The sequence below is a fragment of the Azospirillum sp. UENF 211521 genome (assembly GCF_058780535.1).
In genome coordinates, this window is record NZ_JBSNCF010000002.1 from 917,577 (window position 1) to 932,938 (window position 15,362).

Below are 15,362 nucleotides of genomic sequence, written 5' to 3' on the forward strand. Positions count from 1 at the left end.
CGCTCGTCCCGCGGTGACCGCCCATGATGGCCTCTTCCCACATGATCGTCGGCGGGGCGGCGTGGTTTTACGCCTCGGCGCGATTCGGCCTGCCCTTCGATGTGGTGGCCTTCGGGGCGGCGGTGGTCGGGTCCCTGGCACCGGACATCGACCATCCCAAATCGACGCTCGGCCAGTTGATGCGGCCCCTGTCGAACGTGATCTCCGCCGTCTTCGGGCATCGCGGCGTCACCCACTCCACACTGGCCATCGCGGGATGCTTCTGGGCCCTGCACGAGTACGCGGACTACTCGCACCTGATCCTGCCCTTCCTGATCGGTTATCTGACCCATCTGGCCGGCGACCTGCTGACTCCGGCGGGGCTGCCGCTGCTGTGGCCGATCAAGCGGCGGCGCAACTTCGCGCTGCCCATCCTGAAGACCGGCGGATTCTCGGAGCAGTTGGCGGTCACGCTGCTGGCCGGCTGGATGATTTCCGGCCTGTTCTCCGCCTCCTGGCCGGGCCTGCCTCTCGACCGCCTGCCTTTCGACAATTGGATCGCGATGGACCGCCCGTGGCGCTCCGCCGTCGTCGCGGCGCAAGGTTTCCTCGGAGAGGAGGGGCGGGAACGCAGCGCGCCCCCATCCCCGCGCGCAAACCCGCCGAGCCGGCGAAGACCCGACCGCTGAAAGGCTGAGTCATGACCGCCCGGGTTGTGTTTTTAATGTAACGGTCAATGAGTCATCTTTGCTTTCTGTTTCATCAACCTTGTTACATTTCGTCATAGAGCCCGCGAAAATCTGTCTTTGTCACCGCTTAGTGATTCGTTAGGCTTTTTAGGCATATTCTAACAACCATATCCAATCGATCTTAGATTGAAATTCCACACGCATCGATGCGGATGGGTCCGACCATGGCAAAGCTCCGGATGTCGAAAGAGACGCAGGCGGCCGACGGCGCTGCGCCCGATGCGGTGACGGCGATGCCGCCGCTGCACCTCTCGCTGTCCGGCCTGCCCGGCGGGCAGGACAAGAGTTTGAAGCGTGTGTCGGACGTGCTGGCCCCGCTGGACCATGGGCAGAAGCTCCAGCTCTACAAGATGATCCGCGACGGGTATCTGGAGGACATGGCCGAGCCGGTCGCCCAGATGCTGGTCACCATGCTGAACGGGCGGCGGTCGGAGCACGCGCGCCGCGTCTGGACCGGCCTGTTCGACGCGCTGATCCTGCGCGACGATTCGTTGCTGACCAGCGGGGTGCGGCTGGCCGGCGCCCTGCACCTGGCAGACGTCAGCGCCTGGTGGTTCGCCCTGGCCCCGCGCCTGGAGCCGGCGGTCGGCCGCGTCCAGGAGACGGTGGCGCGCCTCGCCAAGGACCAGCCGCTGAACGAGATCTTCGCCTCCGCCGAGGCGCAGGTCTGGGCCGACGAGCTGCGCCAGCGCAGCCTTGCCGTGCTGGCCCGCCTGCGCGCCACGCCCGCGGAGGCGACCGCCTTCCTGGCCGAGGTGTCGGGCTTCCGCGCGCAGATGTTGAAACGCCACGGCGTGCGCCAGCGCGAGGGTGTCGCCCGTGCGGAGCTGGAGCGGATGGAAACCATCCTTCTGGCGGCCCCGGCCTGGGCGGACCAGCCCCTGCCGTCGCTGCTGCACGGCGACCCGGTGCGTCTGGGGCGGGAGATGGTGCGCCGCGGCGACTGCACGCGCGAGGGGGCGGCCATGTTCGCGGTGGCCGGCCTGCACCGGCGCGACGACGCCGCTCTGGCGATCCGCCTGTTCGAAGCCTTCCCCGTCGCCGTCGCCAAGGACGCCATCATTGGCCGCCTTCTGGTCGCCGCGGAGGCGTTGAAGGCCACGCTGACCGGCAGCTTCCTCAGCAAGCCGGGCCTGCTGGTGGCGGACGCGGTCGACGACCGCGACCATCCCTCCGCCCAGCTGCAGCATTTCCTGGCCTGGTACGACGCCGTCCACGCGCTGGAGCTGGACACCACCGACCGCGAACGCAACATGGTCCATCAGGCGTTCCGCGAGCTGAGCAACGCCGTGCACGAGGACCTCGCCCCCGTCCTGGCGCGGCGGATCGAGGCGCTGACCATGCACAGCGTGCTCGACCCGCTGATCGAGCGCGTGCGCTTCGTCAACGAATTTCAGTCGCAGCTGGCGCGGCGCGGCATCGTGTCGTCGGGCAAGCCGTGGCGGGCGGAGGACGGCAACCACGTCGCCACGGTGTTCCGCCGCCTGTCCTCCACCGGCGCCGCCGAAGGGCTGCGGGCGCTGGGCCAGCTCGCCGATCTGGCGGACATGCTGAGCTACCCCATCGAAATCACCGCGCTCGACATCGCGCTGGCCGGGGTGATCGAGGCGGCCCTGCGGCAGCAGAAGACGTTCGGCGACTCGGAATCCCGCCTGATCGACCGCGTCATCGCCGTGTCGAGCGACGAGCGCAAGCGCTGCCGCTGGTGGGTCGCTCCGGAGGTCGTCACCCTGCTGGACGCCGCGGAGAAATCCGGCATCGCCGGCACCGCGAAGAAGTAACCGCGGACCACCGATCCCACATTTCCTCTGCCTGTTCCCAAATTGCGGGTGCGCCTGTTCACGGCCGGTTCGTTCCGGCTGCGGAACGGCGGTGCCAACCTCCTGTTGTCCGGACATGTGAAGTCGGCGCAGCCCGTTATCATGGCGGCGTCCGGCGCTCCCCCGCAGATCCGGAAGTCTTCATGGCACCGCTCAAGGCCAGCCCGCGCCCGGCCGTCGTCCCGCCGCCCGCGCCGATTCCCGTCACATTGACCGTCAACGGGGTGGAGCGGACGCTCCATCTCGCTCCCTGGACGACCCTGCTCGACGCGCTGCGCCTGCATCTCGAGCTGACCGGCACCAAGAAAGGCTGCGACCATGGCCAGTGCGGGGCCTGCACCGTGCTTGTGGACGGGCGGCGCATCAACGCCTGCCTGACGCTGGCGGCGATGCAGGACGGCCGCAAGGTCACCACCATCGAGGGGTTGACCACCGGCGACTCGCTCCACCCGCTTCAGGACGCCTTCATCGAGCATGACGCCTTCCAGTGCGGCTACTGCACGCCGGGCCAGATCTGTTCGGCCGCCGGGCTGATCGCCGAAGGCAAGGCCACCACCGACGATGAGATCCGCGAGTTGATGAGCGGCAACCTGTGCCGCTGCGGGGCCTATCCCAACATCGTCGCGGCGATCCGTCAGGCCATGACCATCGCCGGCCCGAAGGCGGAGGGCGCGCCATGAGGTCCTTCACCTACGCCCGGGCCGACAGCGCGGCGGACGCCGTCGGGCGAGCCGGCGCCTCCGGGACGGCCTTCGTCGCCGGAGGAACCAACCTGCTCGACCTGATGAAGGCCGACGTGGCCCGGCCGGGCGGGCTGATCGACATTTCCCGCCTGCCGCTGGACCGGATCGAGGAGACGGCGGGGGGCGGCCTGCGGCTGGGCGCGCTGGCCCGCAACGCCGACACCGCCTACGACGAGCGCGTGCAGACCCGCTACCCCATGCTGTCCAAGGCGATCCTCGCCGGGGCCTCGGCGCAGCTCCGCAACATGGCGACCAACGGCGGCAACCTTCTGCAGCGGACCCGCTGCTACTACTTCTACGACACGGCCACCCCCTGCAACAAACGGGAGCCGGGGTCGGGTTGCGGCGCAATCGGCGGGGTAAACCGCATCCACGCCATCCTGGGCGCCAGTGACCAGTGCATCGCGGTTCACCCATCCGACCTCTGCGTCGCTTTGGCCGCCCTCGACGCGGTCGTCCAAGTGCGTGGGCCGGACGGCGAGCGCAGCATCCCCTTCGCCGAGTTCCACCGCCTGCCCGGCGACCGGCCGGAGATCGACACGACCCTGCGGCCGGGCGACCTCGTGACGTCCATCGACCTGCCGGCCAAGGGCTTCGCCGAGCATTCGACCTATCTGAAAATCCGCGACCGCGCCTCCTACGCCTTCGCGCTGGTGTCGGTGGCGGCGGGACTGGAGCTGGATGGCGGCACCGTCCGCGACGCCCGTCTGGCGCTGGGCGGGGTTGCCCACAAGCCCTGGCGCGACCCGGAGGCCGAAGCCGCCCTCATCGGCAAGCCCGCCGCGCCCGACAGCTTCCGCGCCGCCGCGCGCGTTCTGCTGCGCGACGCCAAGGGGCACGAGCACAACAGCTTCAAGATTGAACTCGCCGAGCGCGCCATCGTCCGCGCCTTGAGCGAAGCCGCCGACCGCAAGGGAGCGTCCCACCCATGACCGCCATTCCCAGCATTCCCGGCTTCCTGAAGGAGCCCAACGGCCCGATCGGTAAGCCCGTCAGCCGGGTGGACGGACGCAAGAAAGTGACCGGCGACGCCCACTACGCGGCCGAGTTCACCCTGCCGGACCTCGCCCACGGCTACATCGTCTCCAGTGCCATCGCGCGTGGTCGGATCACCCGGATCGATGCGTCCGCGGCGCTGGCCCTGCCCGGAGTCATCCACGTCTTCACCCATGAGAACCGGCCGAGCCTCGCCTGGTTCGATCGCAAATGGAAGGACGACGACGCGCCCAAGGGGGCGCCGTTCCGCCCCCTCTATGACGCGGAAATCCACCATGCGCTCCAGCCGGTGGCGCTGGTGATCGCCGAGAGCTTCGAGCTGGCCCGCTACGCCGCCCGCCTCGTCCATATCGAGTATGAGGCGGCCCCCCACCAGACCGACCTGCGCGCCAACCGCGTCAACACGTTCACTCCCGGCAAGGACAAGGGCGGTTTTCAGCCCCCGCCAAAGCCGCGCGGCAACCCGGAACAGGCCTTCCTGGACTCGCCCGTCCAGGTGGACGCGGAGTTCACCCAGGCGGCGGAATACCACAACCCGATGGAGATGCACGCCACCACGGTCCTGCACCACGACGACGGCACGCTGACCGTCCACGACAAGACTCAGGGCGCGCAGAACTGCCAGACCTACATCTGCAACGTCTTCGGCTTGTCCAAATCCGCCGTGCGGGTGATGTCGCCCTTCGTCGGCGGCGCCTTCGGCTCCGGTTTGCGGCCGCAGCATCAGCTCTTCATGGCCATGCTGGCCGCGACGCAGTTGAAACGCTCCATCCGGGTGGAGTTGTCGCGTCCGCAGATGTTCAGCTTCGGCCACCGGCCCGAAACCATCCAGCGGGTGGCGCTGGGCGCCGAGCGCGACGGCACGCTGCGGGCGCTGATCCACGAGGCGGTGCAGGAAAGCTCCCAAAACGAGAACTATGTGGAGATCGTCGTCAACTGGTCGGGGCAGCAATACGCCTGCGACAACGTCCGCCTGGACTACAAACTGACGCGGCTGGACGTGCACACGCCGCTGGACCAGCGCGCGCCGGGGGCGGCGACCGGTGTCACGGCGCTGGAAATCGCCATGGACGAGTTGGCCGGCAAACTCGGCATGGACCCGCTGGAGCTTCGCCTGAGGAACTACGCGGAGACCGACCCCAACACCGGAAACCCCTTCTCCAGCAAGGAGCTGCGGGCCTGCTTCCAGCAGGGGGCGGAGCGGTTCGGCTGGGCGAAGCGCAGCCCCGCGCCGCGCTCCATGCGGGACGGGCGCGAACTGATCGGCTGGGGCATGGCGGCGGGCGTGTGGGACGCCATGCAGGGGCAGGCCGCCGCCAAGGCCGTCTTGGGCGTCGACGGCAAGCTGGTGGTGTCCAGCGCCACCGCCGACATCGGCACCGGCACCTACACCGTCATGACGCAGATCGCCGCCGACGTGCTGGGCCTGCCGATCGGGGAGGTGACCTTCTGCCTGGGCGATTCCTCGCTGCCCACCGCCCCCATCGAAGGCGGGTCCTGGACCGTCTCCACCGTCGGGTCGGCGGTGAAGGCGGTGTGCGACCGGGTGCGCTCACAGTTGGTGACGTTGGCCGGAAAGCTGAACGACAGCCCGCTGAAGGGCGTGGCGGAGGAGGACATTCTCTTCGCCGACGGCCATCTGATCGTCCGGAACGACCGGGCGCGGCGGCTGTCCATCACCGACGTGATGCGCGGTTCCGGCACCCTCAGCATCGAAGAGGAGGCGCGCGCCCTGCCCTATCTCCTGGCGCGGGCGCGGCACACCTTCGCCACCCATTCCGCGGTCTTCGTGGAGGTGCGGGTGGATGAGGACCTCGGCACCATCCGGGTGGCCCGCGTGGTCAGCGCCATCGCCGCCGGACGCATCATCAACCCCAAGACGGCGCGCAGCCAGATCCAGGGCGCCGTGGTCTGGGGCATCGGCATGGGTCTGGAGGAGGAGGCCTTCACCGACCACCGGCTGGGCCGCGTGATGAACCATGACTACGCCGAGTACCATGTCCCGGTGAACGCCGACGTGCCGGACATCGACGTGCTGTTCGTCGAGGAACACGACGACATGGTCAACGCGCTGGGCGCCAAGGGGGTCGGCGAGATCGGCATCGTCGGCGTTCCCGCCGCCATCGCCAACGCCATCCATCACGCGACCGGCGTGCGCGTGCGCGATTTCCCGCTCACGTTGGACAAGGTGCTGGCGGGACTGCGCTGACCGGATTGGGTGGTCGCGACGGGCCCCCCTCCCGACCTCCCCCCGCTTCGCAGGGGGAGGAGAAAAGCCGAAGCGGGGGAGGGTTGGGTGGGGGCCCTACACGACCACGTCCCCCTTACGCCGCCGCGACGGCCTCGACCGGAGCCATGCGGATCAGGTAGTCGAAGGCCGACAGGGCGGCCTTCGAGCCCTCGCCCATGGCGATGATGATCTGCTTGTAGGGCACCGTCGTCGCGTCGCCCGCCGCGAAGACGCCGGGGATGGAGGTCTGGCCGCGGGCGTCCACCTCGATCTCGCCGCGCGGGCTCAGCGCCACCGAGCCCTTCAGCCATTCGGTGTTGGGCACGAGGCCGATCTGCACGAAGATGCCTTCCAGGTCGATCCGGTGCACCTCGCCGGTGTTGCGGTTCTTGTAGCTGAGGCCGGTCACCTTGGTGCCGTCGCCATGCACCTCGGTCGTCAGGCCCGAGGTGATGACGCGCACGTTGGGCAGGCTGCGCAGCTTGCGCTGGAGCACCTCGTCGGCGCGGAGCTGGCTGTCGAACTCGATCAGCGTCACCTCGGCGACGATGCCAGCCAGATCGATGGCCGCTTCCACGCCGGAGTTGCCGCCGCCGATGACCGACACGCGCTTGCCCTTGAACAGGGGGCCGTCGCAGTGCGGGCAGTAGGCCACGCCCTTGTTGCGGTACTCGTCCTCGCCGGGGACGCCCATCTGGCGCCAGCGGGCGCCGGTCGACAGGATCACCGTCTTCGACTTCAGCGAGGCGCCGTTGGCGAGCTGGACCTCGATCAGGCCGCCCGGCCCCTCAGCGGGGATCAGCTTTTCCGCCCGCTGCAGGTTCATCACGTCGACCTCATACTCCTTGACGTGCTGCTCCAGCGCGGTGGCCAGCTTCGGCCCCTCGGTGTGGGAGACGGAGATGAAGTTCTCGATGGCCATGGTGTCGAGCACCTGACCGCCGAAACGCTCCGCCGCGACACCGGTGCGGATGCCCTTGCGGGCCGCGTAGATCGCCGCCGCGGCGCCGGCCGGACCGCCGCCGATCACCAGCACGTCGAAAGCGTCCTTGGCCTTGATCTTCTCCGCGTCGCGCTGCGAGGCGCCGGTGTCGATCTTGGCGAGGATCTGCTCCAGCCCCATGCGGCCCTGGCCGAACGGCTCGCCGTTCAGGAAGATCGACGGGACGGCCATGATCTTGCGCGAGTCGACCTCCTGCTGGAACAGCGCGCCGTCGATGGCGACATGCTTGATCCTCGGGTTCAGGACGCTCATCAGGTTCAGGGCCTGCACCACGTCGGGGCAGTTCTGGCAGGACAGCGAGAAGTAGGTCTCGAAGCGATACTCACCCTCCAGCGCCTTCACCTGCTCGATGACCTCCGCCGACTCCTTGGAGGGGTGGCCGCCGACCTGCAGCAGGGCGAGGATGAGGGAATTGAATTCATGGCCCATCGGCAGGCCGGCGAAGCGGACGCCGATGTCGGTGCCGGTGCGCTTGATCGCGAAGGACGGCTTGCGCGCGTCGTCGTCGGTGCGGACGAAGGTGATCTTGTCCGACAGGGACGCGATGTCCTGCAGCAGAGCCTGCATGTCCTGCGACTTGGCGCCGTCGTCCAGGGAGGCGGCCAGTTCGATGGGCTGCGTGATCTTGTCGAAATAGGCCTTGAGCTGGCCTTTGACGTTGCTATCCAACACGGCGAGGGCTCCCGAAAGTGGTTTTTCGAAGCGAGCCCGGTGGCGCCAGGGCGGGTCCGGGCAGCAGAGTGTCTTTGAACAGACTTTTTTTGAACGGATGAAGGCCACTCGTGATCCGGGCCCGGAATCGATCCGGGCCCGAAGCCGTGGCGCCGCGGCCAGCGTGGCCGCGGCCGAACCGTCCGGCCGCGGTAGCGGCCGGCGGTTCCCAGAGGATCAAGCCGGGGAGGCTTAGATCTTGCCGACGAGGTCGAGCGACGGGGCGAGCGTCTTCTCACCCTCTTCCCACTTGGCCGGGCAGACCTCGCCCGGATGCGAGGCGACGTACTGGGCGGCCTTCACCTTGCGGAGCAGCTCGCGGGCGTCGCGGCCGATGCCGCCGGCGGTGATCTCGACGATCTGGATCTTGCCGTCCGGGTCGACGACGAAGGTGCCGCGGTCGGCGAGGCCCTTCTCCTCGATCAGGATCTCGAAGTTGCGGCAGATCGTGGCGGTCGGGTCGCCGACCATGGTGTACTCGATCTTGCCGATGGCCGGCGAGGTGTCGTGCCAGGCCTTGTGGCAGAAGTGGGTGTCGGTCGAAACGCTGTAGATCTCAACGCCGAGCTTCTGGAACTCGCTGTAGTTATCGGCCAGGTCTTCCAGCTCGGTCGGGCACACGAAGGTGAAGTCCGCCGGGTAGAAGAAGACAACCGACCACTTGCCCTTCAGGTCGGCGTCGCTGACGTCGATGAACTTGCCGCCCTTGAAAGCGGTCGCCTTGAACGGCTTAATCTCGGTGTTGATCAAGGACATGATTTCTCCATCAGTCTGAATGATTGGAGCAAGCGTCACTCCGGTGTCCTGCCCGCTTGGCCCCGTCTTCCCAATGGTTTCCCATATGGGCTACCGGTGCCGCGGCATCCCTGCCGGAAGTCTGCTCCCCCCTCGTTGGTCGCTTGACACCAGGGAAGTTAGGGGCAATGGGTCAGCGATGGAAGCGAAAAATACCAATCGCTTTGATCGATAAAACCGATTATTGTGCAGTGCATGAAGCCCCTCCCCACCTTACGTCAGCTCCACTACCTCGTCGCCGTCGTCGATCGCTGCCATTTCGGCAAGGCGGCGGAGGCGTGCCTCGTCAGCCAGTCGACGCTCAGCGCCGGCATCCAGGAGTTGGAGAATCTGCTGGGCGCCCCGCTGCTGGAGCGCACGCGGCGCACCGTCCTGCCGACCCCGCTGGGCCGCGAGATTGCCGACCGCGCCCGCCTCGTCCTGAAGGGGGCGGAGGAGTTGGTGGACATGGCCCGCTCGGTGGAAGACCCGATGTCGGGGCCGCTCCATCTCGGCGTGATCCCGACCATCGGCCCCTTCCTGATCCCCCGCGTGATGCCGGCGCTGCGCGACAGCTTTCCCAAGCTGAAGCTGTTCCTGCGCGAGGACCAGACCGCCCGGCTGCTCGACCGGCTGGAATCGGGGGAGCTGGACGCGGCCATCCTCGCCCTGCCCTACCCCTCCGGCGACGTGGAATCCATCGACATCGCCGAAGACCGCTTCTCCGTGGTCTGCACGCCCGAGCACCGGTTGAGCGACGTCACCACGCCCCGCCCGTCCGACGTGGCGCTGGACGATCTGCTGCTGCTGGAGGACGGGCACTGCCTGCGCGACCACGCGCTGGCCGCCTGTTCCATGGAAGGGGCGCGGCAAAGCGCCGCGTTCCAGGGCACCAGCCTGCACACGCTGGTCCAGATGGTCGCCAACGGACTGGGGGTGACGCTGCTGCCGCAGATGGCGCTCGAACTCGGGGATTCTGCGCGGTTTGGATGTGGTGGTCCGCCCGCTGGGCGGGGAGCGGCCGTTCCGCCGCATCGGGCTGGTCTGGCGCCGCACCTCCGGCCGCAAGGAAACCTTCCGGCAACTCGCCGCCGCCCTGAAGACGGAGATGTCCCGCGACAGCGGACCGCAGGCCCCCGCCAACGGCGACGCTAGCGTGCGGACCGCCGCCTGATCCAGGGCCAGAGAACGCCAGAATCAGAGAACGCCGGAATCAGAAGACGTAGGTCATCACGAGATACAGCAGCGCCTCGCCGTCGCCGACGTTGCGGTAGGCGTGTGGAGCGTCGGCGTCGAACTGGATGGTGTCGCCTTCCTCCAGCCGATGGGTGCCATCGCCGGTCTCGATCTCGACCACGCCGCGCCCGACCAGGATGTTCTCCACGGTGCCGATGGTGTGGGCGTCGGCCCGCTCGTCGGTGCCAGGGGCGAGGCGCAGCTCGTAGAACTCGACCTGCCGCTCGCCGCGGAAGGGGAACAGCGCCCGCGAGCTGAACCGCCCGTCACGCGAGGCCAGCGGCCGGCTGTCCGCCCGCCGGATCACCGTGGTTCCGCCGCTGCCCCCGCTGCTGAGGAGGCTGGAGAAGGGCACGTCGAGCGCGCGGGCGATGGTCCACAGGAAATCGATGCTGGACGGCCCCTGCCCGGCCTCGACCGCCGCCAACTCGGCCCGGCTGTTCCCAGACAGCTTGGCAAGCGCGTCGACGGACAGCCCCTGGCGGAGCCGGAAGTTGCGGATGTTCTCGGCGATCACGCCGGTCAGCGCGTTGGCATCGCCGTCCGCCGTCCGGGAGTCCGTGCTCCGGGGGGTCGATGTCGTGCTCATGGTGTTTGGCCCTCCCGTTCCATCACTGCGTGCTCTTGTCCTGGGCTTCAGCGGGGCGCCGACTGGAGCTGGTCAAACAGGGCGCCCTCCGCGAAGTGGGTCGCCTGGGCCTTGCGCCAGCCGCCGAAGACGTCGTCCACGGTCACCAGCGCCACCGGGGAGAAGCGCCCGGCGTACTGCCGCGCCAGCTCGGGATGGCGGGGCCGGTAGAAATTCCGGGCGGCGATTTCCTGCCCTTCGCGGGTGTAGAGATACTGCACATAGGCTTCCGCCACCTTGCGGGTGCCCTTGCGGTCGACCACGCTGTCCACCACGGCCACCGGCGGCTCGGTGAGGATCGACAGGGACGGCACGACGATCTCGAACTGGTCGGCGCCGAACTCCTGAAGCGACAGGAAGGCCTCGTTCTCCCAAGCCAGAAGAACGTCGCCGACGCCCTTGCGGGTGAAGGTCAGCGCGGCCCCGCGGGCGCCGCTGTCCAGCACCGGGACGTGTTTGTAAAGGTCGGCGACGAATTGCCTGGCTTTTGCCTCGTCGTTGCCGTTGGTCTTCAGCGCATAAGCCCAGGCGGCAAGGTAGTTCCAGCGCGCGCCGCCCGAGGTCTTTGGATTCGGCGTGATCACCTCCACGTCCGGCTTTACCAGATCGTCCCAGTCCTTGATCTCCTTCGGGTTGCCCTTGCGGACCAGGAACACGATGGTGGAGGTGTAGGGGGAGCTGTTGTTTGGCAAGCGCTCCCGCCAATCCTTCGCGATCAGCCCGGCGTCGGCGATGGCGTCCACGTCGTAGCCAAGAGCCAGCGTCACCACGTCGGCGTCAAGACCGTCGATGACCGAGCGCGCCTGCGCGCCCGATCCTCCGTGCGACTGGTGAATGACCACCGTCTCCCCCGACGCGTCCGCCCAGGTGCGGGCGAAGGCGGGATTGAACTCCTCGTACAGTTCCCGCGTCGGGTCGTAGGAGACGTTCAGGATCGTGCTGCGGCTCGCGGCGCTGGCGGTCGCCAGGGCGGCCAAGGTCACCAGCCCGACGGCGATGAGGCTCTGGCTGAAGCGCGACGGCATGAACGGTGTTCCCCAGGCTGACGGTCGATGGCGTGATGCCGGGGATTATTGAACACGGGCGATCCCTATCAGGCAAGTCGTCTTTTGCTGCTAGGTGTGTAATTCACATATGTCCAATTATCATTTATCGGAGTTTTAATGTGAAAATAGGTCGTCAAACGGTTGCGCCAGCCGAACGGCGCAACCGGACCGGTCAGGCCTGCTTGGCGTCGATGATGCCGCGGCGGATGGCGCGGGTCTTGGTGAAATGGTCCTGCAGCTGCTCCCCCTCGCCCCAGCGGATGGCGCGCTGGAGGGCGGTCAGGTCCTCGGTGAAGCGCTGGAGGATTTCCAGGACCGCTTCCCGGTTGTTCAGGAACACGTCGCGCCACATCACCGGGTCGCTGGCGGCGATGCGGGTGAAGTCGCGGAAACCGCCGGCCGAGAACTTGATGACCTCGGACTTGGTGTCGTCCTCCAAGTCGGACGCCGTGCCGACGATGGTGTAGGCGATCAGGTGCGGCAGGTGCGAGGTGATGGCCAGCACGCGGTCATGATGGTTGGCGTCCATCAGTTCCACCGTGGAACCGATGCGGCGCCACATCGTCACCACCTTGTCCACCGCGCCCTCGTTGGCGCCGGGCGGCGGGGTGACGATGCACCAGCGGCCCTGGAACAGGGTGGCGAAGCCGGCCTCTGGCCCCGAATGCTCGGTGCCCGCCACCGGGTGGCCAGGGATCAGGTGCACGCCGTCCGGAATGTGCGGCCCGACGTCGCGCAGCACCGCCTGCTTCACCGAGCCGACGTCCGTCACGATCATGCCGGGCCGCAGCAGCGGCCCAAGCTGCTCCCCTACCTCGGCGAAGGCCCCGACGGGCGTTGCCAGGACCACCACGTCGGCACCCTCCAGGGCTTCCGCCAAATCGGTGGTGGCGCGCTCAACGATGCCAAGCTCCATCGCCTTGGCGCAATGCTCCGGGCTGCGGTCCGCGCAGACGACCTGACGCGCCACCCCATAATGCGTGAGCGCTCGCGCCAGGGACGAACCGATCAGACCCACGCCGACGATGGCGACGCGGTCGAACAGGGGGGCGGCCAGAGGGGCTGCGGTCTCGCTCATGATCTCAAGGCACCGGCTGCGGATGGGTTGCAGAACGCCCCGCTATAAAGCACCAAGGCGCCCTGTGACCAAGGGAAAGTTTGCCCGGCCGCCTCGTGAGGAAACGCGCGCAACGGCGCGCCCCCCTCTCCCGCCCCGGGAGAGGGGGGCCCGAAGGGCCGGGTGAGGGTAGCGCAAGGATCAAGGCGCTGATTCTTGTCTATACCCTCACCCTCCCACCGCTTCGCGGCGGGCCCCTCCCTCTCCCGGGGCGGGAGAGGGAAAACCACTCCGGCCTTACGCCGCCAGGAAGTCCTTCAGCGCCCGCACCACCTCGCGCATTTCGGCCTCCGTGCCGATGGTGACGCGCAGGCAGCTCGGCAGGCCGTAGGCGGGCATCTGGCGGACCAGGATGCCGCGGCCCTTCAGGAACAGGCGCGCCGCCTCGGCGTCGTCCTTGCCGGCGGTCTGGCCGGCGAAATCAACCAGAACGAAGTTCGTCACGCTGGGATGGGTCTTCAGCCCCAGCCCCTGGACCTGCTGGACGAACCACTCCCGCCATTCGATGTTGTGGCTGCGCGAGCGCTCCAGGAATTCGGTATCCTCCAGCGCCGCCACCCCGGCGATCTGCGCCGCGGAGGACACGTTGAAGGGACCGCGCACGCGGTTCAGCACGTCGGCGATCCCCGCCGGGCAATAGGCCCAGCCCAGCCGGACCGAGCCCAGCGCGAAGATCTTCGAGAAGGTGCGGGTCATTACCACGTTGGGGAAGCGGTCGACCAGCTCCTGCCCCGCCGAATAGTCGTTGTGGTTCATGTACTCGGCGTAGGCCGCGTCGATGACCAGGATGGCGTTTGCCGGCAGGCCGGCGTGCAGCCGGGCCATCTCGTCGGCGGTGATGTAGGTGCCGGTCGGGTTGTTCGGGTTGGCGACGAAGACCAGCCGGGTGCGCGGCGTGACGTGGGCCAGCAGCGAGTCCACATCGGTGGTCAGGTTCGTCTCCGGCGCCTTGACCGGCGTGGCGCCGACCGACTTGGCCCCGATCGGGTACATCAGGAAGCCGTGCTGCGAATACAGCACCTCGTCCCCCGGCCCGGCGAAGGCGCGGATCAGCAGGGCGATCAGCTCGTCGGAACCGGCGCCGCAGACCACGCGGTCGGCGTCCAGGCCGAAGCGCTCGGCGATGGCCTTGCGCAGCTTGGCGGAGCCGCCGTCCGGGTAGCGGTGCAGTTCGCCCGCGGCGGCCTTGTAGGCCTCCACGGCGCGCGGGCTCGGGCCGAGCGCGCCTTCGTTGGAAGCGAGGCGGATGTGCCCCGCATGCTCGCCGCCGACATAGGGGGCGATGTCGAGAATCCCCGGGCGGGGCGCCGGGCCGTTGTTCGGCTGGGTCATGTCAGGTCTCAGACCTTGCGGGCGTCGTGGGAGAAATGAAGCGGGACGGCGTAGCCGCCCACGATGTTGATCCGCACCGGGATCTCGCCCAGCCGGCCGGCGAAGGCAGCCAGGCGTGGGTCGGTGTGGTCGACGAAGTCGGCGACCTCGACCAGATGGATCGACGGGCCGGACGGGTCGCGGGCGTGCCAGGTGCAGAAATAGGTCGGCGCGAGGCCGCTCGTCTCCAGATGGTCCTTGAGCCGGCCGCGGCTGAGGTCATGCCCCAGCTCGATCCCCAGCAGGGTGCGGTCGTCGCCGGTCGGCTCGTGCGGGACCAGCGCGATGGCCAGCGCGTCGCGGTCCTCGCCGCGGGCGTTGCCGCGCCCGGCGAAGGGCAGCCGCGCCACCACGCGCGGCGTGCGCGCGTCGGACGACACCAGGAAGCGCCACCAGGGGTCCGCGTCGTCCTCCGCCGGGTAGGGAACGACGCCGACGGTGGCCGTGCCCTCCGACACCGCGCGGATCGCCGCGGCGGGGGAGTTGACGGCGGTCATCGGGACGACGCTGCCGAAATGGTCGCGGGCCACGTCCCAGAATCCGCGGCGGTCCTCCGGCGCGTAGACCGCAACGGCGAAGGGGCCCTGGAGCCGGGTGAAGGCGGTGATCATCTCCCGCCACATGCGGGTGACGGCCATCGCCGGGAAGGAGCCGGCGTGGCGCGCCATCAGGCGGCGCAGGATGACCGCCTCGCGCGCCGGGCGCAGATAGATCGGGGTCTGGGGGTTCCCGCTGACCTGACCTTCCGCGGCCTCGATCTGGCTTTTCACGACGCCGACGCGCTCCACCACCGCGGCGCGGCGCATCAGCAGGTCGTGGATCGTATCGTCGATGTGATCGATCTCGCGGCGCAGATCGTCGAGCGGGGACTTGGGCGGAGGCATGGGGCGGGAAACCGTCAAATCCAGGGCGAATCCAAAGCCGGATAGTAGTAGTCCGCAAGCGGCACGAAATCAAAG

13 protein-coding genes are annotated in these 15,362 nt (G+C 68.4%); 6 read left to right on the forward strand and 7 right to left on the reverse strand.

Annotation, left to right across the window (positions count from 1 at the left end; all coding sequences use genetic code 11):
- Positions 1-23: 23 nt before the first annotated feature.
- The 5 genes from ACWPN5_RS20925 (at position 24) to ACWPN5_RS20945 (ending at position 6,496) form a co-directional block, all read left to right on the forward strand.
- Positions 24-668: a metal-dependent hydrolase gene (locus tag ACWPN5_RS20925; protein ID WP_492297184.1), complete on the forward strand. Its 645-nt coding sequence runs from the start codon at positions 24-26 to the stop codon at positions 666-668.
- Positions 669-892: 224 nt separating this feature from the next.
- Positions 893-2,509 carry a hypothetical protein gene (locus ACWPN5_RS20930; RefSeq protein WP_492297185.1) on the forward strand — a complete coding sequence of 539 codons (1,617 nt, stop codon included), beginning with the start codon at positions 893-895 and terminating at the stop codon, positions 2,507-2,509.
- Between the two features lie 182 nt (positions 2,510-2,691).
- Positions 2,692-3,228, forward strand: a complete 537-nt coding sequence (locus ACWPN5_RS20935) for a (2Fe-2S)-binding protein (protein ID WP_145680801.1) — start codon at positions 2,692-2,694, stop codon at positions 3,226-3,228.
- Positions 3,225-4,223 carry an FAD binding domain-containing protein gene (locus ACWPN5_RS20940; RefSeq protein ID WP_145680802.1) on the forward strand — a complete coding sequence of 333 codons (999 nt, stop codon included), beginning with the start codon at positions 3,225-3,227 and terminating at the stop codon, positions 4,221-4,223. Before ACWPN5_RS20935 ends, ACWPN5_RS20940 begins: the two co-directional genes overlap by 4 nt.
- Positions 4,220-6,496, forward strand: coding sequence for a xanthine dehydrogenase family protein molybdopterin-binding subunit (locus ACWPN5_RS20945; protein ID WP_492297186.1), 2,277 nt, complete (start codon positions 4,220-4,222; stop codon positions 6,494-6,496). Before ACWPN5_RS20940 ends, ACWPN5_RS20945 begins: the two co-directional genes overlap by 4 nt.
- Positions 6,497-6,611: 115 nt before the next feature.
- Here the strand turns inward: ACWPN5_RS20945 and ahpF are convergent, their stop codons facing one another.
- Both ahpF and ahpC read right to left on the reverse strand, forming a co-directional pair.
- A complete protein-coding gene (ahpF, locus tag ACWPN5_RS20950) occupies positions 6,612-8,192 on the reverse strand; it encodes an alkyl hydroperoxide reductase subunit F (RefSeq protein ID WP_040134338.1) in 1,581 nt (526 codons plus the stop codon).
- Positions 8,193-8,423: 231 nt separating this feature from the next.
- Positions 8,424-8,987 (reverse strand): alkyl hydroperoxide reductase subunit C, encoded by a 564-nt coding sequence (ahpC, locus tag ACWPN5_RS20955; RefSeq protein ID WP_145680804.1) that lies wholly within the window; start codon positions 8,985-8,987, stop codon positions 8,424-8,426.
- 234 nt (positions 8,988-9,221) lie between these two features.
- Here ahpC and ACWPN5_RS20960 point away from each other — a divergent pair, with 234 nt between their 5' ends.
- Positions 9,222-10,160, forward strand: a complete 939-nt coding sequence (locus ACWPN5_RS20960) for a LysR substrate-binding domain-containing protein (RefSeq protein WP_492297187.1) — start codon at positions 9,222-9,224, stop codon at positions 10,158-10,160.
- 58 nt (positions 10,161-10,218) lie between these two features.
- Here the strand turns inward: ACWPN5_RS20960 and ACWPN5_RS20965 are convergent, their stop codons facing one another.
- The 5 genes from ACWPN5_RS20965 to ACWPN5_RS20985 all read right to left on the reverse strand — a co-directional run bounded on the left by ACWPN5_RS20965 (position 10,219) and on the right by ACWPN5_RS20985 (position 15,287).
- Complete coding sequence (locus tag ACWPN5_RS20965; RefSeq protein WP_492297188.1) at positions 10,219-10,830, reverse strand: helix-turn-helix domain-containing protein; 612 nt, start codon at positions 10,828-10,830, stop codon at positions 10,219-10,221.
- Between the two features lie 47 nt (positions 10,831-10,877).
- Positions 10,878-11,894 (reverse strand): sulfate ABC transporter substrate-binding protein, encoded by a 1,017-nt coding sequence (locus tag ACWPN5_RS20970; RefSeq protein WP_492297189.1) that lies wholly within the window; start codon positions 11,892-11,894, stop codon positions 10,878-10,880.
- 193 nt (positions 11,895-12,087) lie between these two features.
- On the reverse strand, positions 12,088-12,993 hold the full coding sequence (locus tag ACWPN5_RS20975; RefSeq protein ID WP_174440307.1) for a prephenate/arogenate dehydrogenase family protein: 906 nt from the start codon (positions 12,991-12,993) through the stop codon (positions 12,088-12,090).
- Between the two features lie 276 nt (positions 12,994-13,269).
- Positions 13,270-14,364 (reverse strand): histidinol-phosphate transaminase, encoded by a 1,095-nt coding sequence (gene hisC, locus ACWPN5_RS20980; RefSeq protein ID WP_492297190.1) that lies wholly within the window; start codon positions 14,362-14,364, stop codon positions 13,270-13,272.
- A gap of 8 nt (positions 14,365-14,372) precedes the next feature.
- Positions 14,373-15,287 carry a chorismate mutase gene (locus ACWPN5_RS20985; protein WP_137104967.1) on the reverse strand — a complete coding sequence of 305 codons (915 nt, stop codon included), beginning with the start codon at positions 15,285-15,287 and terminating at the stop codon, positions 14,373-14,375.
- Between the last annotated feature and the right edge of the window lie 75 nt (positions 15,288-15,362).

Coding starts and splice junctions, on each gene's coding strand:
- ahpC (WP_145680804.1), bottom strand. CDS start 8,987: ATGTCCTTGATCAACACCGAGATTAAGCCGTTCAAGGCGACCGCTTTC.
- ACWPN5_RS20940 (WP_145680802.1), top strand. CDS start 3,225: ATGAGGTCCTTCACCTACGCCCGGGCCGACAGCGCGGCGGACGCCGTC.
- ACWPN5_RS20965 (WP_492297188.1), bottom strand. CDS start 10,830: ATGAGCACGACATCGACCCCCCGGAGCACGGACTCCCGGACGGCGGAC.
- ACWPN5_RS20930 (WP_492297185.1), top strand. CDS start 893: ATGGCAAAGCTCCGGATGTCGAAAGAGACGCAGGCGGCCGACGGCGCT.
- ACWPN5_RS20925 (WP_492297184.1), top strand. CDS start 24: ATGATGGCCTCTTCCCACATGATCGTCGGCGGGGCGGCGTGGTTTTAC.
- hisC (WP_492297190.1), bottom strand. CDS start 14,364: ATGACCCAGCCGAACAACGGCCCGGCGCCCCGCCCGGGGATTCTCGAC.
- ACWPN5_RS20985 (WP_137104967.1), bottom strand. CDS start 15,287: ATGCCTCCGCCCAAGTCCCCGCTCGACGATCTGCGCCGCGAGATCGAT.
- ACWPN5_RS20975 (WP_174440307.1), bottom strand. CDS start 12,993: ATGAGCGAGACCGCAGCCCCTCTGGCCGCCCCCCTGTTCGACCGCGTC.
- ACWPN5_RS20945 (WP_492297186.1), top strand. CDS start 4,220: ATGACCGCCATTCCCAGCATTCCCGGCTTCCTGAAGGAGCCCAACGGC.
- ACWPN5_RS20935 (WP_145680801.1), top strand. CDS start 2,692: ATGGCACCGCTCAAGGCCAGCCCGCGCCCGGCCGTCGTCCCGCCGCCC.
- ACWPN5_RS20960 (WP_492297187.1), top strand. CDS start 9,222: ATGAAGCCCCTCCCCACCTTACGTCAGCTCCACTACCTCGTCGCCGTC.
- ACWPN5_RS20970 (WP_492297189.1), bottom strand. CDS start 11,894: ATGCCGTCGCGCTTCAGCCAGAGCCTCATCGCCGTCGGGCTGGTGACC.